The following is an 18989-nucleotide window of genomic DNA, read 5'->3' as shown; positions in this document are numbered from 1 at the left end:
GCCCAGAAAGCCAAATGGGCCCGATTCACATCCCCTCATACATCGATTGCGTACCCTCCTGTAGCGATATCTCGAAAACGATGACGAGGATAGCAGGCCCCCATCTTCCATCGCTGTCAATCTGGCCAAATCGATTCATTCGACGATATGACATCAACTAGGGGCCCGAGAGGTTCCCATCCTTCGCAGCTGCACCGTGACACCCGATAGGGTAGCAATCGTGTCTAACTGCCCGCTGTCAAGGACACCAGTGCATGGCCCGTTCGGAGCCTATCCGAGCACCACTGCTTCGATGGCACTCCAGCAACACAACCACCATCGTGAACTCGAAGAGCACGTCCAGGAGACCCTCGGTCCGCACCGCGAGGTACTCGAGGCACTCGCTGAGCTCGACAACGAACTCAGCGAGGACGCCAAACACGCACTTGCGATTCTCGACGAACTGGAGGCTCAGGAATGACGGTGCCGATCAAGCGCCGACTGAACACGGCCCTCGATCAACGCGTTCAGCGCGACGGCAGCCTCCGATTCATCGATATCCACCTCCTCGGTGAGTTCCGCAGCCGCTCGCAGGGCCGCTTCCTGCTTGGCTTCTGCTTCACTCGCGGCGTCATGCGAGAGCGCGAAGTGACACCACATACAGCGATCACGATTCTGCGGGGTGTCCTTCCCGTGGAGTCGCGCGTACGTGCGTTCATTCGAATCCTCGCCGAACCGCGTGAGGTACCTCCGAGTGTGTTCGCTCCCACGCTGCCGACCCTGTCGATCCTCGATCCGGGCCTGACTGAATCCGAGGTTGACGAGCCAGCGCGTGTTCGACTTTCGGAAGTTCGTCGGCGTCACTGCCTTGTCGACGCCGGCGCGGCCAGCGGCGTTCTTGAAGTATCCGAGGAAGGTGTTGTACGACGGCCGATCGGGCGAGGAGAGCTTCGACCACAGGTAATCCTCGCCGTCGCCGGGGTGCTCGTTGAGGCACCGCTGGAGGTAGGGCACAGCAATTACGAGATGTACGGTTCGCTCACCACGCTTTCCACGGGGTCTCGTCCCCGCAGGAAGACTCCTTTCGCGCTCGGCTCCCTTCGGTCGCCGCTCGCCTTCAGCGGTCCTCGCTCCTTCCAGACGATCACAACCCGCGAGAGTATCTCTCTGATACGCGCGCCGCTCGGTCTCGGGGACGGACGACACCGAGTGCGGTGTCGAGACCACCCGTATCAGCGGGCGGCGTACAGATCCAGTAGGAAGGTGATAACTACGGGCCGTCGAGCGGAAGGACACGACAGATGCCGCAGTTCGACGGCGACGGACGGCGGTTCGACAACGACCGTACGTCCCGCGACCGGCGCGCGCTGGCCGTTGGCACGCGGCTCGGCGGCCTCGGGCTCCTCGCGGTGCTGAGTGTGAGCGCCCTGAGCGTGGCCTCCGGCGGGCCGGAGTGGCTCACGGGCCGGTACGTCGCTGCCGCGATGGTGGCGCTGGGGGCAGCGGCGATGGTCGGCCGGTTCGTCGCCGTCGCGCGGCGGGGATTCACCTCCGACCTGGAGCCGTACCTGTTCGCCGTCCGGGCGGTGCTGTTCGGGCTGTTGCTCGTCGTGCTCTACCAGTCGTTCTCGCCGGGGTACGGGCTCGCCGAAAGCCGGCGCGTCTCCACAGTCGTCGTCTGGCTGCTGCTCGTCGCCGTCTGCGTGACCGCCAGGGATCCACGGCAGTATCGGCCTGTGCAGTGGCTCGCGCTGGGCTGTCTCGCGACCGTCACCGGGATCTTCTTCTATCACGGCCTCGCGAGCACGACCCGGATTCCGTTCTGGTTCGGCGCCATTATGGCCGTCGGGATCGCCGTCGTTCCACAGTACCTCTCGCGGACGGCGTTCCTCTGGGCCGCCAACCGGTATGCGGCCGCCGTGATCGTGCTGGCGCTGCCGGCGTACGTCGTCGGCGAGTACACGCTGTTCGGGCTGTCGATCGGGTTCATGCGCTCCTACACGATTCCGTTCCTGGGCTACGATGTGGATGCGGCCCGGTCGCTGTACGTCAACCGCAACGCCTTCGCCGTCGCCGCCTTCGGCGGGTTCGTCGCCGCCATCGGAGAGTTCCACCGCGCCGCCGCCAGTGACCGCCCCGCTTGGACCGCGCTCGTGCCGGCCGCCCTCCTCGGGATCAACGCGCTCGGCCTCGCGATCTCGTTCGGTCGGGTGCTGTGGGTGGTCACGCCGATGGCCGTCGGCGTCTACCTCGCGTACCTCGCGTGGGGCCGCCGCGCCGTCCCCCTGGCCGTCGTCGCGGGCTTCGCGTACCTCTTTGCGGGGATAGCCGCCGTCCACACCGGCCTCGCCCCGATCGGCGAGGACACGCCGACGCGCGCCGAGCGCTGGTATCCCGCCATCGCCGCTATCGTCGACAACCCGTCGCTGCTCGGCCAGGGCTTCATCAGCACCACGGACTACATCGCACCCTACATCGAGACGGCGAAGCCCTCCTTCGTCGAGACGTACACGGCGTCGGAGGCCCCCGGCAGCCCCCACAACGCCTACCTCCGCACCACGATCCGCGCCGGCCTCCTCGGCGGCCTCGCGTACCTCACCCTCGTGGTCGGCAGTCTGGTATCGGGCGCCCAGGAGATCCGCCGGCGCCACGGCGACGTGACGGTCGCGGTGATTCTGCTCGCACTCGGTGTCGGGTTCGCCGCCCACCAGCAGTTCGAGGCCTACTCCCTGTACAACTACGGGAGCAGTACGATGCTCGCGGTGCTCGTCACCGGCTTCCTGCTCTTCGGCGACCGAGACTGGGTGCCGACCGACGTGGATTGATCGGGGATCCGTCTCTCCGGTCTCGAGGTTCTCACGGTTCGTCGGTACTGTTCGCCCGTCCAGTCCACCCGGACGGCGTCCCGGTGGACTGTCGGTGCCGACGGAGACCCGGGTGAGGCGGAGCGGGACGGTCTGCCGTCCGGTCGTTGCATGTGGGTGGACGGCACCCGGCCCGGGAGACGCGAACGAAGTGACCGGCTCCGGATACACGAACGGCGAGCGGTGCCCGTGGGGAAACGCGAGCGGTAGCGAGCCGCGAGTAGTGAGATTCCGAACGGAGTGAGAAGGAGTCCCGCCTCAGAAGTCGGCGACCCCGCCCGACGGAGGGCGGTACTGCGTCGCCCGGGTGGCGATCACTCGCCCTCGGTCAGCGTGACGTTCTCGAGCTGGACGCCGATGTCGTTGAGTTCGACGGTGATGCGACAGAACGTGTACTCAGTCCCGTCGTAGTTCACGTGGAACCCGTCGAAGCTCATCGTCGAGTCGATGGTGTACTTCCGGTCCTCGATGTGCCGCTCACCGAGGCCGGGCCCCTCGATCGTCGTGTCGTCGATCGTGAGGAGTCCGTCGTTGATCTCCACGTGCTCGTCCACGATGCGTACCTCGTCGTCCGACTCCTCTGCCTGATCGGCTCCGACGGCGCCGATGGCGCCGACGCCGACGAAGGCCGTCCCGACGAGTGCGATCGCGACTACCACGCTTGCCAGTTTTGCGGTATTCATGGTCGCTTCACCCTACGATATGCCCGTCGAGGCCATAAGGGGAGAAGTTCGTTCGAACGGTTCACGCGGTATGGGGATTCTAACACGCGATATCGTATGATTCGAGGATCGGGGTGAACTATTGGAACGACCTTGAACCGACAGAAACGAGGAGCGGCCGGTGGTAAATATCTGGATAACGTCGTGCGTACCGGTTTCCGACGGCGACGGCGACGGCGCTACCGCGCTGGTAAACTATCCCATAATCGGTGAGGCGTGGAACGCTGATACGTTCGACAGTCGCGTAGTCGCATCTATCTCACTCCAGGGTCCGCTCGATGCCCTCCGCGATCCGCGCCGCGTCGGGGACGTACGCGTCCTCCCGGGCGAACATCGGGACGGGGACGTCGTAGCCGGTCACCCGCTCCATCGGCGCCTCGAGGTGGTAGAAGGCCTCCTCGTTGACGCGGGCGAAGATCTCGCCGGCGAGGCCGCTCGTCTTCGGCGCCTCGTGGACGACGGCACAGCGGCCGGTCTTCCGGACGGACTCGACGATGGTCGCGGTGTCCATCGGGTAGAGCGTCCGGGGGTCGACGACCTCGACGCTGCCGTCGACGTCCTCGACCGCCTCGAGGGTCTCCTTCAGCATCGACCCCCAGGCGACCACGGTCACGTCGTCGCCGGGCTGGACGACCCGGGCCTCCCCGAGGGGGACCTCGTGGTCGTCGGGGACCGACTCGCCGGCGGCGCGGTAGAGCCGCGTCGGCTCCATGAAGACGACGGGGTCGGGGTCGCGGATGGCCGACCGGAGCAGGCCGGCGGTCTCGGCGGGGGAGGCGGGGACGACCACCTGCAGGCCGGGGACGTGCGCGAAGCCGGCCTCGAAGCTCTCGGAGTGGAGCTCCAGGGCGTGGATGCCGCCGCCGTAGGGCGTCCGGATCGTCATCGGACAGCTGACGGTCCCGCGGGTGCGGCTGCGCATCCGGGCGACGTGCTGGGCGAGCTGGTGGAACCCCTGGTAGAGGAAGCTCTGGAACTGGATCTCGGGGACGGGTCGCAGCCCCGTCGCGGCGAGGCCCACCCCGACGCCGACGATGCCGGCCTCCGCGACGGGCGCGTCGAACACCCGGTCGTCGAACTCCTCCGCGAGGCCCTGCGTCGCGCGGAAGACGCCGCCCGCGCGGCCGACGTCCTCGCCGTAGACCACGACGTCGTCGTCGCGTTCGAGCTCCGCGCGGAGGGTCTCCCGGACCGCCTCGATCATCCGGAGCCGTTCGCCGTCACTCATCGGCCTCACCCCCGAAGGCCTCGAACTGCCGTTCGAGCTCCGGTGGCATCTCGTCGTAGACGTGCCGGAACATGTCGGCGGGGTCGAGGGCCTCGTTGGCCGCCCGCGCGGCGTCGATGGCGTCGGCGATCTCCTCTTCGACGCGCTCGTCGATGTCCTCCTCCAGCTCCTGGTCGAGGATGCCGCGGTCCTCGAGGAACACCTGCAGGCGGACGATGGGGTCGCGTGCCTCCCAGGCCTCGCTCTCCTCGTCCTCGCGGTAGGCGGAGGGGTCGTCTGAGGTCGTGTGCATCGACCGCCGGTAGGTGAGCGCCTCGATCAGGACGGGCTCGCCGTTCCTGGCCTTCCGGATGGCCTCCCGGGCGACCCGGTAGACGCCGAGGACGTCGTTGCCGTCGACGCGGATCCCCTCGATGCCAGCGGCGACGGCCTTCTGGGCGAGCGTCTCGGCCTGCGTCTGCTTCTCGATGCGCGTGGAGATGGCGTACTGGTTGTTCTGACAGAGGAAGACGGTCTGGGCGTCGTAGACGCCCGCGAAGTTCAACGCCTCGTAGACGTCGCCCTCGCTCGTGGCGCCGTCGCCGAAGTACGTGACCGCGACGTTGTCCCGGTCCTGCAGCGCCTCTCCCCAGCCGATGCCGACGGCGTGCAGCGGCTGACTGCCGACGGGGATGGCGGGGGGCAGCGCGCCGGTGCCGCCGGGGATCTCCGCGCCCTCCTCCATCCCGAGTGCGTACTGGAGCATCTGCTCGGGGGGTGTCCCGTGGACCAGCAGCGCCGGCCCCTCGCGGAACGAGGGGACGACCCAGTCGTCGTCCGCCAGCGCGTAGGCGCTGCCGACCTGGGCGGCCTCCTGGCCGATGGCCGGGGCGTAGGTGCCGAGTTCGCCGCGCCGCTGCAGCGAGATGGCCCGCTCGTCAAGGCGCCGCGAGCGCTTCATCGACTCGTACATCTCCAGCAACTCGTCGTCGGAGAGGTCCGGGAGGAGTTCCTCGTCGACCGTCTCGTCCTCGGACAGCACCTGGACCTCCTCGACGGCGAACTCGGCGACGGTCTCGCGGGGCATACCGAGGTTTCTCCCTCCAGCGCATTAACGGGTTTCCCGAGCGGGGACGGAATCGGACCGCGGGCATCGCACCGACCGTCGCGACCCCCCGGCGGATGCACAACGCATTTGTTTAGGCTTACCTAAAGCCGCGGTATGGAACTGTCGCGTCGCGACGCCGTCGCCGCGCTCGCGGCCGTCGGCGCCGGCGCCGGCGGGACCGCGTACGTCTGGCGTCGCGACGACCCCGAGCCGTCGCCGGACGTCGAGACCCTGACGGCGGTCGCGACAGTAGTGTACCCGAGCGAGGTCGAGGGGATCGAGGCGTTCGTCGAGACCTACGCCGCCGGCCGGGCCGCGAGCGACGACGACCACGCCGAGGGCGTCCGGAGGGCGACCGAGCGCGTGGACGCCAGGGCCCGGGACTGGTACGGGGCGCCGTTCGCCGACCTCCCGCCGGAGGATCGCGACTCGCTGCTCCGGGAGATGGGCGTCGACACCGCCGACGAGGACCCCCGGGGGACGACCGCCGAGCGGGTGCGCTACTTCGTCGTCGGCGACCTGCTGCTGGCGCTGTACGCCTCGCCGACGGGCGGGGAGCTGGTCGGGATCGAGAACCCGCAGGGCCACCCCGGCGGGCTGGAGAGCTATCGGAGGGGACCGTGACCGACGACGCGGCCGACGTCTGCGTCGTCGGCGCGGGGCCGGCGGGCGGCATCCTCGCGGCCGAACTCGCCGGCTCGTACGACGTGGTGGTCCTCGAGGCGGGGCCGCGGTTCGAGGACGCGGACCGCGAGCGCCGGATGGAGCGGTCGATACGCCCCGCCTACTCCATCCCGGACGTCTGGGAGATGGGCGGCGAGCGGGACGCCTACACCACCGCCGGCGACGGCTACCCGCTGAACCGGGCCAGGGTCAAGGGCGTCGGCGGCACGACGCTCCACTGGCAGGGGATGGTGATGCGGCTTCACGAGACCGACTTCGAGATGGCGTCCCGCTACGGCGTCGGGTCGGACTGGCCGATCGACTACGCGGCCCTGCGGCCGTACTACACCCGCGCGGAGGCGGAACTCGGCGTCGCCGGCGCCTCGGACAACCCCTTCGGGCCGCCGCGGGAGGAGCCGCACCCGCTGCCGGCGTTCCCGCCGTCGTACAGCGACTCCATCTTCGCCGAGGCCTGCGAGGCACTCGGCATCGCGACGCACTCGGTGCCGAACGCGCGGAACTCGGAGCCGTACGACGGCGACGGCGCCTGCGTCGGCTACGGCACCTGCCAGCCGGTCTGCCCGTCGGGCGCGAAGTACACCGCCGAGCGGCACGTCGACCGGGCCGAGGCCGCCGGTGCCCGCGTCGTCGCGGAGGCGCCGGTCCAGCGCCTGGAACACGACGCCTCCGGCGAGCGGGTGACCGCCGCGGTCTACGCGAAGGACGGCGAGGAGCGCCGCCAGGAGGCGCGGTCGTTCGTCGTCGCCTGCGGGGGCGTTGAGACGCCCCGCCTCCTGCTCTGTTCGCGCTCCGACCGGCACCCGGACGGCTTAGCCAACGGCAGCGGCGCGGTCGGGCGGTACTTCATGGACCACCTCTACGCCGGCGTCGGCGGCCGGTACGACGGCCCGACCAGACAGAAGCACGTCGGCTTCAACACCACCGAGTCCCACCAGTTCTACGACGACGTCGACGCGGAGTCCGGCAGCCTGAAACTGGAGTTCATCAACTACGCCGGCCCCTCGCCCGTCGAGCAGGCCCTGCGGGCCGACGACTGGGGCGACGCGCTGCTCGAGGACCTCCGGGACGCCTACGGGACGTACCTCGAGGTCGGCGCGCTGGTCGAACAGATGCCACGGAAGGAGAACAGAGTGACGCTCGACCCCGACCGCACCGACGACCACGGCCGCCCCGTCCCCAGGATCGAGTGGCGCGTCGACGACTACACGGACCGGACGCTCGCCCGGGCCAACGAGATCCAGCGGTCGATCCTCGCGGAACTGGACGTCGACGTGGAGTGGGCGGACGGGCCCGGCAGCGTCCGTCCGGCGTTCCACCACATGGGGACGACCCGGATGGGCGTGGACCCCGCCGAGAGCGTCGTGTCTCCGCGGCTGCGGACGCACGAACTCGAGAACTGCTGGATCGCCTCATCGAGCGTCTTCGTCACCGGCGGGGCGATGAACCCGACGCTCACCATCGCCGCGCTCTCCCTGAAGGCGGCCGAACACGTCGACGAGGCGCTCTCGCAGACACTTTAGGCGAACCTAAAAGCTCAAGTGCGCCGACCGGGAACGGACGGGCAATGAGCGAGACGGAGGTCGAGGCGGCCGAGGTGGAGTCCGCGACGGCGGCGTCCGAGGAGTACACGTTCGAGGACCTGAGCGTCGTGATGGGGACGTACAACGAGGAGGCGGCCATCGCGACGGTGCTGTCGGACATCGAGCGGGTGACGGACGGCCGCGCAGAGGTCGTCTGCGTCGACGGCTCCGACGACCGGACGCCCGAGATCGCCGAGGAGCACGGCGCCCGCGTCATCAGACAGGAGCCGCAGGGGTACGGCGTCGCCGTCCACGCGGCCCTCCGGGCCGCGAGCCGCGACGTGATCGTCACCACCGACTGCGACGACACCTACCCGATGGACGCCCTCCCGGAGTTCCTCGAGTCGATCAACGAGGGGTACGACGTGGTCAGCGGCGACCGGATCTACCACGGCGCCGACGCGATGCCGGCGTTCAACCGCCTCGGAAACGTCGCCTTCGCCCTCGGCGCGAGCGTCCTCCTCGGCGAGCGCGTCCACGACACCACGACGGGCATGCGCGCGTACCGCCGGGAGGTCATCGAGGCCATCGAGTGGACCGAGAACACCGGCCTCTCCGCCGAGTTGCTGATGCGGCCGCTGGCCCGCGGCTACCGGGTCCGCGAGCACCCAATCGACTACGCCGAGCGCGCCGGCGAGACGAAGCTGGACCCGCTGACCGGCGGCGCCGAGATCGCGAAGTCCATCCTCAAGGTCGGCCTCGAGGAGCGCTTCTAGCGGCGTTCGGTCTCCATCTCAACGAACGACGGGTAGCGACTGCCGGGCACGTAGGCGTCGTCGCAGGTCGTCGCGGCGAGACAGACCTGCTCCGCCGGCGGCCACACCACCTCCACGCCGCCGTCACCGGGCCGCACCAGCACCTCGGACTCGTAGGCGACGGTCCCGCCCTGCCGGCCGACGACGACGACCGAGAGCTCCGCCCGCGTCGGCCCCTCGATGGGAACCGACGCCTCGCCACTGGAGAACGCACCGTCGACGAGGGTCCAGTCCACTGCCAACGTCTCCCCCTGCGGGCGGACGGTCCGTCGGTCGGTCTCGCCGTCCGCGGAGACGGCCACGGTCGCGCTGGTTGCCCCATCCGGGACGCCGACCCGCGTCGTCGCCGAGAGGTCGCCGGTCCGGAGCCGCTCCGTCGAGTGCAGCGTCGGTTCGACGGCATCGTCCGGGGCGGGCGTCCACTCCCCGCGGTAGCGATAGCGGTACGGCGTCCGGTCGGGGAAGGCGTCCAGAACCGCCCACGTCCGCTCGGCGCCGCGGTCCAGCGCGTATACCGTCCGGCCGTCGTAGCCGGGGTCGTTCCGGAGGGGCTGGAACGGGTGGTTGAGCCAGGGGCCGTACGGCGTCGGCAGCAGGACGACACTGTCGGCCGGCGGCTGCGGCTCGAACGGTTCGTATGCCTGCTCGTAGGTGTCGGTGTACGCCGCGTTCCGCTCGGTCGGCGGGCCGAACGACGCCGCGGCCGCGCCGCCGGCGACCGGGACCGCGACGAGGACGACCGCGAAGGCGACGGCGCGGCGCTGGCTGCGAGGGAGCTCTGCTGTCCTCCACCACAGCGCCCTGCCACCCCGGACGACGGCGTAGCCGCCGAACACGGTTAGCGGTAACAGCACGTCGAAGTGGTAGACCGTGCCGACGACGCCGAGCAGCCCGTCGGTCGGGTCCGTCGGCGTCGCCAGCAGGTTCGCGTTGCCCCAGAAGTAGACGTTGCCGAGGGCGACGCTTGCGGCGACGCCGAGGACGACGGCCCGGAGTTGCCGGTCGGTGAGCCACGCTCCGGCGGCCCGCTCGGGCGCCGACCGGGCCAGGACCGCGCCGGCGACGGCGAGGGCGGTCCCGAGGGCGCCGAGGGGCGCCCACCGGGTCGCCAGGTACCAGAGCACGTAACCGTTGACCTCCAGCGCCAGGGCCGGCGTGTAGTCCATCGAGTGGTCGAGCAACCGGCGCTCGCCGAAGCCCAGGCCGTCCAGCGGGGCGAACGCCTGGTAGGGGAAGACGAGCGGGTCGCCGGTCAGCGCGGCGTTGTAGCCGAGGGTGACGGCGACCATCGCGAGGCCGCAGCCCCCCAGCGCGAGGTACTGGGCGAGCGCGTCGCGGCGCTCCGTCGCGAGCGTCCACAGCGCGTGGACGGCGAACGGGGCCACGAAGAGCACGGCGGTGTACGGCCGCGAGAAGAAGGCGACGCCGCTGGCCAGCCCCGCCAGCGCGGCCCACCGGACGGACCGCTCGCGGCAGGCCCGCACGTAGCAGTACGCGAACGAGAGGTTCAGGAGGAACGTCGGCGCGTACGGGAGGAACACCGACGAGGTGATCGCGAACAGCGGCGCGCAGAGCAGGAGCGCGCCGGCCGCGAGCCCGGTCGGCCGGTCGAAGGCCCAGCGGGCGAGCGTGGCGACGAGGGCGACGTTGCCCGCGGCGACCAGCGCCAGCGAGAGCCGGGGTTCGCCGGCCAGCAGCCCGACGGCGAAGACGGCCGGCGGCACGGGGCTGTACTTCGAGTAGAGGCCCTCCGGCCCGTCGACGAAGAACCACGGGCGGAAGGCGTCGTCGACGGGCGGGTGCAGGCGGAGCTGCCCCTCGAGGAGCATCGCCGCCTGCTGGAGGTAGACGGCCTCGTCGTGGTTGTTCGAGTGGTAGGGGAAGAGGACGAGCGCGACGACGAGGACGACGCCGAAGGCGAGGGCGGCGAGCGCGAGCGTCGGCCAGCGCCGCCGGAGCCTTTCGCGCACCCGCCCGCCGCGCATCTCAGACGTCGACGCCGGCGTCCCGCATCAGTCGGATGGTCGGTTCGAGGTCGGAGAGTTGCGTGAGGTCCAGGTCCGACGGCGGGTTCAGCTCGTCGATGGTCGGCAGCGCGCCGATGGGCTCGACCCCGGGGATCAGGGGGTACTCGAAGGTCGTCCGGGCGAAGTAGTCCTGGGCCTCCCCGGAGAGCAGGTGGCGGACGAAGTTCGCGGCCATCTCCGGGTCGTTCGCGGAGTCGACGACCGCGGCGCCGGCGACGTTGAAGATGGCGCCGGCGTCGCCGCGGGTGAACGCGGTCTCCAGCGGCGCGTCCGGCCGGTTGTCCAGGACGCGCTGGATGTAGTAGTGGTTCGTGAACCCGGCGGTGATCTCGCCGTCGGCGATGGCCTGACAGACCTGGTACTCGTCGGGGTAGCGCTGGACGCCCGAGTCGAGCATCCCCTGGAGCCACTGGCGGGTGGTGTCCTCGCCCTCGAGGAGCCGCATCGCGGTGACGAACGCCTGGAAGGACCCGTAGCTCGGCGCCCACCCCATCTCGCCGTCGAAGGCGTCCTCGTCGGGGAACGCGAGGATGTCCTCGGGGACGTCGCCCCCGGAGAAGGCCTCTGTGTTGAACGGGATCGTCCGGGCGCGCCCGGAGGTCCCGATCCAGCGGTTGTCGTCGTCGCGGAACTCCTCGCGGACGAGTCCGGCGACGTCCTCGTGGAGTGGCCTTGTCCGCCCGGCCTCGGCGAGCTGGCCGAGGGCGCCGGCGTTCACCGAGAAGAAGACGTCGGCCTCGCTGTTCTGGCCGGCCGTCTCGATCTGGTTGACCGCCTCGTTAGCCCCCAGGTAGCGGACGTCGAGGGTGAGGTCGTCGTAGAGGTCCTGGACGTAGGCGACGAGGTCGCCGACGAGCACCTCCGACCGCCCGGAGTAGACCGTGACTTCGCCCTCCAGCGGCGGCATGTCCTCCATCGAGGTGCCGCCGGGGGTGCCCCGGCCGGCGCGGGCGGAGCCGATCTGGCCGACCGGCGAATCGCCGTCGCCGCCGTTGCCGTCGCCGTTGCCGCCGCCCGGCAGCAGGTCGCTACAGCCGGCCAGTCCGACGCCGCCGGCGGAGGCGGCCGCCGCCAGGAACCGACGACGGGACGTCAATCCGCCGTCACCTCCGTCGGGGTCGCCTCGGCGGTCCCCAGGGCGTCGAGACAGTCCAGCCACTCCAGCATCGTCTCGCCGACCAGGTTGAGGAAGGCGCCGTTCTCGTACGCCGAGAAGTCGCCGGCGGCGAGCGTCTCGGCCATCGCCTCGAAGACGCCGGCGTAGTCGTCGGCGTCGCCGCCGACGTCGTCGATTACCTCCCAGAGGTGCTCGTTGAGTTCGAGCCCCGCGACCTCGTTGTTCAGGTCCGAGAACGTCGAGCGGGCGGCCTTGTTGTGCTCGCAGAGCGGCGCGCCGTTGTAGATGCGCTTGCCGAGGACGTCGCAGGCGCGCTTGAGGAAGACGCCCGACCAGATGTCGTCGAAGCGGCCGACCGCCCACTCGTTGTCGTCCATCGGGAGCTGGTAGAACGCCGGGATCACCTCCCGGCGGAAGGCGAGGTTCATCGAGCAGACGGTGAGGTAGTTGCCGCGGGCGGCGACGAAGTCGTTCTCGAAGTCGGCCGCCGAGGTGCGGGTCTGGGCCTGCCCCTGCAGGTCGCCGTCCATCAGGATGCGGACGGCGTCGAGGTCGGGGACGTTCGTCCAGAGGCCCTGGGAGGCGACGACGTCGTCGACGGCGACGGGCTCGGTCTCGACGGTCTCGTCCATCGCGCCGTAGGGGTAGCCGCGCGGGTAGAGGCCGTGCTCGTCGGCGTTCTGGTAGAGGACGTTCACCCACCGCTCGTCGGAGGAGACGGCCTCCAGTTCCCCCTCGTAGTTGAGGTTCGCGAGGTGGCGGCCGAAGAAGTCGTACTCCTCGTGGGGGAGGGTGTCGTCGTCGATGAGGACGCCGTACTCGTAGTCGCCGGCCCACAGGTACAGCAGCCCGAAGCTGGTCTCGGCGTGGCTGGCCTCGGGGATCAGGTGCTCGTACTCGGAGAGGCCGCGCTCGGCGAACCACTCCTCGCGGCGCGGACCGTCGAACACCTCGCCGTCGACGTCGAGGTCCTCGAGCATCGCTTCCATCTCCCGGACGTCGCAGAACGTCTCGGTGACGAGGACGAACTCCAGGCGGTCGGTGTCGAACCCGTGGGCCCGCGCGTTCTCGACGTACGCGCGGACGCACTCGGGTTCCCGGACCGTCGGGACGATAACGCAGGTGTCGGTCATCTCGGTGTACGTTATTTTAGGCGGACCTAAAAAGGTGCCGGAAACCGGAGTCAGCGTGCCGCGATCGGCGGCCGAACGCTTCAGACCCGCCGCGCGCCGAGGGCCGCGAGGCCGAGGGAGGCGAGGGCGATCATCCCCACGACGGCCAGGGGGTTCATCCCGAAGACCTCCGGGTCGGCGGGGTCCCGCTCCGCGGGGTCGCCGTCGCCCGCCGCGCCGTCGATAGCCGTCCCGGTGGACGTCTGCGTCTCGTTCGGCGGCGGCGTCGCCGTGCCGGTCGGCGATCCGACCCGGACCGGCGTCGAGGTCTCCGTCGGCAGTTGCAGTCCGTTGGGCGTCGGGGTCTCCGTGACCGCCGGCGTCGGGGTGGCGGTCGGGGTCGGCGTCTGCTCGGACGGCGGGGCCCCCATCGACTCGTGGGCGTCGGCGTCCGACCGGCAGCCGTCACAGATACCGAAGTAGTGGGCGGGGACGAGGCGGCCGAACGTCACGGTCCGGTCGGTGCGGGAGCCGCCCGTGACGTTGACGCCCCCGAGGTACCAGCCGTCGTCGCCGGCGTTCGCCACGCAGGAGTCCAGGCGCAGTTCGAGCCTGTCGCCCTGGCCGTAGTTCGGCTGGTCGTCGTTGTCGCTGTCGTCGAACGTGAACACGACGGCCTCGCCGTCCCAGGTCACGTCGCCCACCGCGTACGGCTGGAACTGATAGCCGTCTGCGGTCGTCTGATTGACGCCGAGTTCGTAGTTCGGCCCCCCGAAGAAGCCGCCCGACTCGCAGGCGTCGAGGTTCGCGCCCTCGACCGCGAAGACGATCCGGTCCGGGTAGGCGACGGTGGGCGCCCGGTCGACGGAGTCGGCCAGTTCGACGGTCAGTTCGTAGCTGACCGACTCCGCGCCGGTGTCGTGGCTATCCGGGTCGACCGTGAAGTCGGCCTGCTGTTCGCCGTGACCGGCGGCGGCCGGGGCCGCGAGGAGGGCGAGCGACGCGGCGACGAGGACCAGGAGGGCGAGGGCGGCGGTCGTGCGCGGCTTCATCGAAATATCGTGGCGCCGGTACCCGATAAAAACTTTCGACGGCAGGTTTGATGGCGGGGCCGGCTGAACCGCCGGCTATGTCCCGCTCCCGGTCGCTGCTCCGCGCGCCGACCGGCCGGCTGCGGACGCCGTGGCGTCTGCTCGTCGCCGGCCTCCTGTTCCTCCTCGTGAACCTTTCGGTCGCCGTCGTCCTCGTGACCGCCGGCCTCGCGCTCGACCCCGGGGACGCCGACGGCCCGCGACTGGCCGGCGTCCTCGTCGCGCTGGCGGGCAGTGGGCTCGCGGTCGCCGCCGCGGTTCTCGTCGCCGGCCGGTACCTCGACCACCGGCGGGTCGCCGACCTCGGGCTGTCGCTCGACGCGGTCTGGTGGCGCGACCTCGCGGTCGGCGCCGCCCTCGGCGTCGTCCTCGTCGGAGGGGCCTACGCCGCCGGTCTCGCGGTGGGCGTCTACGAGGCGACGCTCGACCCCCGCGGCCCCGCCGGCTACTCGCTGCCCGCCTGGCTGGCGCTGGTGAGCGCGACGATGGTCGCGGTCGGCGTCTACGAGGAACTGCTCCTCCGGGGGTACCTGCTGACGAACCTGGCCGAGGGCCTGACCGCCTTCGTCGACCGGCGGGTCGCGGTCGTCGCGGCGCTGGCGCTCTCCAGCGTCGCGTTCGGCCTGCTGCACGGCCGCAACCCCAGCGCGACGACCCTCGCCGTCGTCACCATCACCCTCGCCGGTGTCCTGCTCGGCCTGGGCTACGTCTACACCGACCGGCTGGGCCTCCCCGTCGGCCTCCACGTCACCTGGAACCTGACGCACGTCCTGCTCGGCGTCCCGGTGAGCGGCCTGGAACTCGGCGTCCGGCTCCTCGAGACCTCGACGTCGGGTCGCGAACTCGTCCACGGCGGCGCGTTCGGTCCGGAGGGCGGCGTGCTCGGGCTGGCCGCGACGCTGCTGGGCTGCGTCGCCGTCGTCGCCTACGGTCGCGCGACCGGTCGCGGCCTCCAGGACGCGGTCGCGGTGCCGTCGCTCCGGGATCGGAGCGGAGAACGAGAGAACGTGCCAGAGAACGGGGACCGAGAGCCGGGGGAGTGACGGGTCGTTACCCGCCGAGGTAGGACTCCCGGATGTAGTCGTCGCCCTTGAGCTCCTCGGGGGTGCCCTCCTTGGCGACCTCGCCGTTCTCGAGCAGGTAGATGCGGTCGGCGTGCTTGAGCGCGAAGGTCACGTTCTGCTCGGTGAGCAGCACCGTGACGCCCTGCTCGACGATGGGGTCGAGCGCCTCGGCGATGTCCTGGAGGATGACCGGTGCCAGCCCCAGCGTCGGCTCGTCGAGGATGAGGAGGTCGGGGTCGCCCATCAGCGCGCGGCCGATGGCGAGCATCTGCTGTTCGCCGCCGGACATCGAGCGGGCGTTCTGCTCGCGGCGCTCGTCGAGCCGCGGGAAGAGGTCGTAGACGAACTCCTTGCGCTCCTCGATGACGGCGTCGTCCTGCAGGTAGCCGCCGAGTTCGAGGTTGTCCTCGACGTCCAGGTAGCCGAAGAGGTCGCGCTCCTCGGTGCAGTGGATCATCCCCTGCTCGACGAGTTCGGTCTGGCCGACCGTGGCGACCTCCTGGTCGCGGTAGCGGACGCTCCCCTGGTAGTCGAGGAAACCCGAGGCGGTGTTCGCGAACGTGGTCTTGCCGGCGCCGTTGGGGCCAATGAGCGAGACGATCTCGCCCTGCCGCACCTCGAGGTCGAGGCCGCGCAGCGCGGTGACCTTCCCGTAGGAGACCCGGAGGTCCTCGGCCTCGAGGACGGTCGGCCGCTGTTGTGTCGTGTCGGACGTCGACTGGAACTCGAAGCGGTCGGCCTCGTCGTCCGTCGGCGCGCTCATATCTCGTCACCTCCGAGGTACGCCTCCTGGACCTGGGGATCGTTCTTGATCTCGTCGGGGCTCCCCTCGGCGATCTTCGAGCCGAACTGGATGACGAACGCCCGGTCGATGAGGTTCAGCAGGCCGCGCATGTTGTGGTCGACGACGATGAGCGTCATGCCGTGGTCGCGCAGCGAGCGCATCACCTCGGAGAGCTCCTCGACCTCCTTGCCGGAGAGGCCGGCGAACGGCTCGTCGACGAGCATCAGGTCGGGCTGGGTCGCGATGGCGCGGCCCAGCTCCAGCTTCAGCATGCCGGCGTGGGGTAGCTCCGAGGGCGTCTGGTCGAGGACCTCGCCGAGGCCGACGCGGCGGCAGATCTCCTCGGCCAGCCGCTCGGTCTCGCCGCCCATCCCCGACAGCGTGAACAACTCGTCGGGGGCCAGCGCGAGCTCGACGTTCTTGACGACCGTCCGGTCCTCCAGCGGGGCGAACTCCTGGAACGTCCGGGCCATCCCCTCCTTGACCATCTCGTGGGCGGGGATGCCGGTGACGTCGCGGCCCTTGAAGTAGACCGTGCCGTCGGTCGGCGGGTAGGTGCCGGTCACGCAGTTGAACGTCGTCGACTTCCCGGCGCCGTTCGGGCCGATGAAGCCGAGGATCTCCTGTTCCTGCACCGCGAAGGAGAGGTCGTCGACGGCGACGAGACCGCCGAACTCCTTGCGGAGGTCCTTTGCGACGAGGATCCCGTCGTCGGGACCGTACGTCCGGTCGTCGACCGCGGCGCGTTCCGGTTCGGTGCTCATCTGTTGTCACCTCCGATGATCTCCTCGATCTCGTCGCGGTACTTCGAGACGACGCTTTCGGAGGCCGACCGGCCGTCGGCGTCGGCCGGCTCCGGCGGCGCCTCGCCGCGGTAGCGGGCCAGCAGCTTCCGGCCGTCCTTGATGTTCCGGGGGACGACGCCCTCCGGCATGAACACGAGCGTCAGCATGGCGAGCAGGAACTCCGGCAGCGGCGAGAGGGCGGAGAACTCCAGTCCCAGCACGGGGATGGTGAAGTCAAGCCAGCCGACGAGCGCGGTCGTGGCCGCGAACAGCAGCGCGCCGACGACCGCGCCGACGATGGTCCCCATGCCGCCGAGGATGGCCATCACGATGACCTCGATGCTGAGGTCGATCTTCCCCGGGCCGAAGAGGTTCTCGGTGTTGGGGTAGCCGAACGGGCCGACGTGCATCCAGACGGCGGCGGCGAAGCCGCCGACGGCGCCCGCCAGCACGAACGCGAAGATCTTGAACTTCGCGGGGTTGAGGCCGGCCGAGCGGACCGCGTCCTCGTCCTCGCGGATGGCGGTGAAGACGCTCCCCGCGGAGGAGCGGGTCACGGCGTAGCAGACCCCGAAGACGATGAGCAGCGCGATGAAGGCCGCGTAGTACCGCCCCAGCGACTCCATCATCGTCGTCTCGACGGTGATGAACGCGCCGTCGCCGATGCTGACAAGCTGCGGCGGCTGCACGGTCAGGCCGCCGGTGCCGCCGAGCCCCTGCGGGGCGAGCAACGGCAGCCCCTCGCTGAAGAGGACGAACATCTGGAAGAGCAGCAGCGGTGCAATGAGCGTCACCAGCGAGAGGTACGGCCCGTCGAGCCGGAGCGCGGGGACGCCGATGAGGACGCCGCCGATGGCGGCCAGGAGCGTCGCGCCCGCGATGCCCACGAAGATGGGCATGTTGTGCTGGGTCGTGATGACGGCCGTGCCGTAGCCGCCGAGCGCGAAGAAGAACGCGTGCCCGAAGCTCAGCTGGCCGGTGTAGCCGGAGACGACGTCCCAGCTGATGGCGAACATCATCAGGAACAGGACGTACGTGAAGTTGAGCAGCTCCGAGGGCTGCAGGATCACCGGCAGCAGCCCCAGCATGACGAACCCGTAGGCGCCGAGCCGGTGGCGCAGCGGCAGGTTGCCGAACTTGAGCCGCTCCTTGACGGCCTGCTTGCGTCGCTTCTGCACGTCGCCGTCGAGTGGGTTTTGCGTAGCCATTATTCTGCAGCCTCCCTACCGAACAGTCCTTCGGGTTTCACGATCAGGAACACCAGTAGTAGCGCCAGCGACGAGATGCCCGCGAGCTGGGAGCCGTTCGGGACGAAGCTGACCGTGAACGTCTCGAAGAAGCCGATGATGTAGGCTCCGACGACGCTGCCCTTGATGGAGCCGAGTCCGCCGAGGATGACAATGGCGAACGACAGGACGAGCGGCGCCGGCGGGTCGATGGCCATCAGCCAGCTGCCGCCGCCGAGGCGGCCGGCCAGCAGGACGCCGGCGAAGCCGGCGAAGGCGCCCGCCAGCGTCCACGTGATGACGTTGATCTTCTCGGCGTTGATGCCGACCAGCGAGGCGCCCTTGTCGCTCTGGCTGACCGCGATGATGGCGCGGCCGGTCCGCGTATAGTTGACGAACCACATCAGCGCCCCGATGAGGACCCACGACGAGACGAAGATGAAGAGGTTGTTGAGCGTACTCGCGCCGATGCCGAAGCGACCCTCGTTGATCACCGGCGAGACGGGGATCTGGAGGGCGTTGACGTTCATGATGTCGTTCGCCAGGATCCGCAGCGCGTACATGATGAAGAACCCGATGACGAACGTGAGTATCAGGACCGTCACCGGTCGCTTGCGGACGTAGCGGATGACGCCGAGGTAGGTCCCGGCGCCGATGACCGCGCCCATGAGGGTGCCGGCCAGGAGGCCGACGGCTATCGGGAGGTCGAGCCCCGAGCTACTCGAGACGATCATCGCCGTGAACGCCCCCACGGTGATGAAGGCGCCGTGGGCGAAGTTGAGGACGCCCCCGACGCCGAAGATCAGCGTGAAGCCGATCGCGATGATCGCGTACAGTGCACTGATGAACGTCGCTGTCAGTATCGCGCCTGTGATGCCTGCCAT

The 18989-nt window shown here is 69.9% G+C and carries 18 protein-coding genes; 6 read left to right on the top strand and 12 right to left on the bottom strand.

Going from position 1 to position 18989, the window contains the following annotated elements; translation table 11 throughout:
- Positions 1-292 precede the first annotated feature (292 nt).
- Positions 293-460 carry a hypothetical protein gene (locus HWV07_RS11055; RefSeq protein WP_178334358.1) on the top strand — a complete coding sequence of 56 codons (168 nt, stop codon included), beginning with the start codon at positions 293-295 and terminating at the stop codon, positions 458-460.
- Here HWV07_RS11055 and HWV07_RS11050 read toward each other — a convergent pair.
- Positions 451-993, bottom strand: a complete 543-nt coding sequence (locus HWV07_RS11050) for a site-specific integrase (RefSeq protein ID WP_178334357.1) — start codon at positions 991-993, stop codon at positions 451-453. The genes HWV07_RS11055 and HWV07_RS11050 overlap by 10 nt on opposite strands.
- 287 nt (positions 994-1280) lie before the next feature.
- Between HWV07_RS11050 and HWV07_RS11045 the strand changes: the two genes are divergently transcribed.
- The gene (locus tag HWV07_RS11045; protein WP_178334356.1) at positions 1281-2804 is read left to right on the top strand and encodes an O-antigen ligase family protein; all 1524 of its coding nucleotides are present in this window, start codon (positions 1281-1283) and stop codon (positions 2802-2804) included.
- Between the two features lie 353 nt (positions 2805-3157).
- Here the strand turns inward: HWV07_RS11045 and HWV07_RS11040 are convergent, their stop codons facing one another.
- The 3 genes from HWV07_RS11040 to pdhA all read right to left on the bottom strand — a co-directional run bounded on the left by HWV07_RS11040 (position 3158) and on the right by pdhA (position 5859).
- Positions 3158-3502 carry a hypothetical protein gene (locus HWV07_RS11040; RefSeq protein ID WP_178334355.1) on the bottom strand — a complete coding sequence of 115 codons (345 nt, stop codon included), beginning with the start codon at positions 3500-3502 and terminating at the stop codon, positions 3158-3160.
- Positions 3503-3824: 322 nt separating this feature from the next.
- Entirely contained in the window at positions 3825-4793 is a 969-nt protein-coding gene (locus tag HWV07_RS11035; RefSeq protein ID WP_178334354.1) for an alpha-ketoacid dehydrogenase subunit beta, read from the bottom strand.
- Complete coding sequence (pdhA, locus tag HWV07_RS11030) at positions 4786-5859, bottom strand: pyruvate dehydrogenase (acetyl-transferring) E1 component subunit alpha (RefSeq protein WP_178334353.1); 1074 nt, start codon at positions 5857-5859, stop codon at positions 4786-4788. Before pdhA ends, HWV07_RS11035 begins: the two co-directional genes overlap by 8 nt.
- Before the next feature lie 135 nt (positions 5860-5994).
- Here pdhA and HWV07_RS11025 point away from each other — a divergent pair, with 135 nt between their 5' ends.
- From HWV07_RS11025 to HWV07_RS11015, 3 genes are read left to right on the top strand one after another with little or no spacing between them, the layout of a single operon-like run.
- The gene (locus HWV07_RS11025; protein WP_178334352.1) at positions 5995-6504 is read left to right on the top strand and encodes a gluconate 2-dehydrogenase subunit 3 family protein; all 510 of its coding nucleotides are present in this window, start codon (positions 5995-5997) and stop codon (positions 6502-6504) included.
- Positions 6501-8084, top strand: a complete 1584-nt coding sequence (locus HWV07_RS11020) for a GMC family oxidoreductase (protein WP_178334351.1) — start codon at positions 6501-6503, stop codon at positions 8082-8084. The genes HWV07_RS11025 and HWV07_RS11020 overlap by 4 nt, the downstream gene beginning before the upstream one ends.
- Before the next feature lie 44 nt (positions 8085-8128).
- Positions 8129-8860 (top strand): dolichyl-phosphate hexose transferase, encoded by a 732-nt coding sequence (locus HWV07_RS11015; RefSeq protein ID WP_178334350.1) that lies wholly within the window; start codon positions 8129-8131, stop codon positions 8858-8860.
- Here HWV07_RS11015 and HWV07_RS11010 read toward each other — a convergent pair.
- From HWV07_RS11010 to HWV07_RS10995, 4 genes are all read right to left on the bottom strand, one after another.
- Positions 8857-10884 carry an ArnT family glycosyltransferase gene (locus HWV07_RS11010; protein WP_178334349.1) on the bottom strand — a complete coding sequence of 676 codons (2028 nt, stop codon included), beginning with the start codon at positions 10882-10884 and terminating at the stop codon, positions 8857-8859. The genes HWV07_RS11015 and HWV07_RS11010 overlap by 4 nt on opposite strands.
- A gap of 1 nt (position 10885) precedes the next feature.
- Positions 10886-12022: an extracellular solute-binding protein gene (locus tag HWV07_RS11005; RefSeq protein WP_178334348.1), complete on the bottom strand. Its 1137-nt coding sequence runs from the start codon at positions 12020-12022 to the stop codon at positions 10886-10888.
- Complete coding sequence (locus HWV07_RS11000) at positions 12019-13176, bottom strand: alpha-1 4-glucan-protein synthase (protein ID WP_178334347.1); 1158 nt, start codon at positions 13174-13176, stop codon at positions 12019-12021. Before HWV07_RS11000 ends, HWV07_RS11005 begins: the two co-directional genes overlap by 4 nt.
- 80 nt (positions 13177-13256) lie before the next feature.
- Positions 13257-14207, bottom strand: coding sequence for a hypothetical protein (locus HWV07_RS10995; RefSeq protein WP_178334346.1), 951 nt, complete (start codon positions 14205-14207; stop codon positions 13257-13259).
- A 77-nt stretch (positions 14208-14284) separates the two neighbouring features.
- On the opposite strand from HWV07_RS10995, the gene HWV07_RS10990 reads away from it, so the two are divergent.
- The gene (locus HWV07_RS10990; RefSeq protein WP_178334345.1) at positions 14285-15289 is read left to right on the top strand and encodes a CPBP family intramembrane glutamic endopeptidase; all 1005 of its coding nucleotides are present in this window, start codon (positions 14285-14287) and stop codon (positions 15287-15289) included.
- A 7-nt stretch (positions 15290-15296) separates the two neighbouring features.
- On the opposite strand, the gene HWV07_RS10985 is transcribed toward HWV07_RS10990, so the two are convergent.
- Genes HWV07_RS10985 through HWV07_RS10970 form a run of 4 tightly spaced genes read right to left on the bottom strand, consistent with a single transcriptional unit; the run spans position 15297 to position 18989 of the window.
- Positions 15297-16073 carry an ABC transporter ATP-binding protein gene (locus HWV07_RS10985; protein ID WP_178334344.1) on the bottom strand — a complete coding sequence of 259 codons (777 nt, stop codon included), beginning with the start codon at positions 16071-16073 and terminating at the stop codon, positions 15297-15299.
- Entirely contained in the window at positions 16070-16858 is a 789-nt protein-coding gene (locus HWV07_RS10980) for an ABC transporter ATP-binding protein (protein WP_178334343.1), read from the bottom strand. Before HWV07_RS10980 ends, HWV07_RS10985 begins: the two co-directional genes overlap by 4 nt.
- Positions 16855-18087: a branched-chain amino acid ABC transporter permease gene (locus HWV07_RS10975; RefSeq protein ID WP_178334342.1), complete on the bottom strand. Its 1233-nt coding sequence runs from the start codon at positions 18085-18087 to the stop codon at positions 16855-16857. The genes HWV07_RS10980 and HWV07_RS10975 overlap by 4 nt, the downstream gene beginning before the upstream one ends.
- Entirely contained in the window at positions 18087-18989 is a 903-nt protein-coding gene (locus HWV07_RS10970) for a branched-chain amino acid ABC transporter permease (RefSeq protein ID WP_178334341.1), read from the bottom strand. Before HWV07_RS10970 ends, HWV07_RS10975 begins: the two co-directional genes overlap by 1 nt.

It is taken from the genome of Natronomonas salina (genome assembly GCF_013391105.1).
Classification (GTDB): domain Archaea; phylum Halobacteriota; class Halobacteria; order Halobacteriales; family Haloarculaceae; genus Natronomonas; species Natronomonas salina.
Note: the sequence above shows the minus strand (reverse complement) of the source record. Positions and strands in the feature narration are given on the sequence as shown.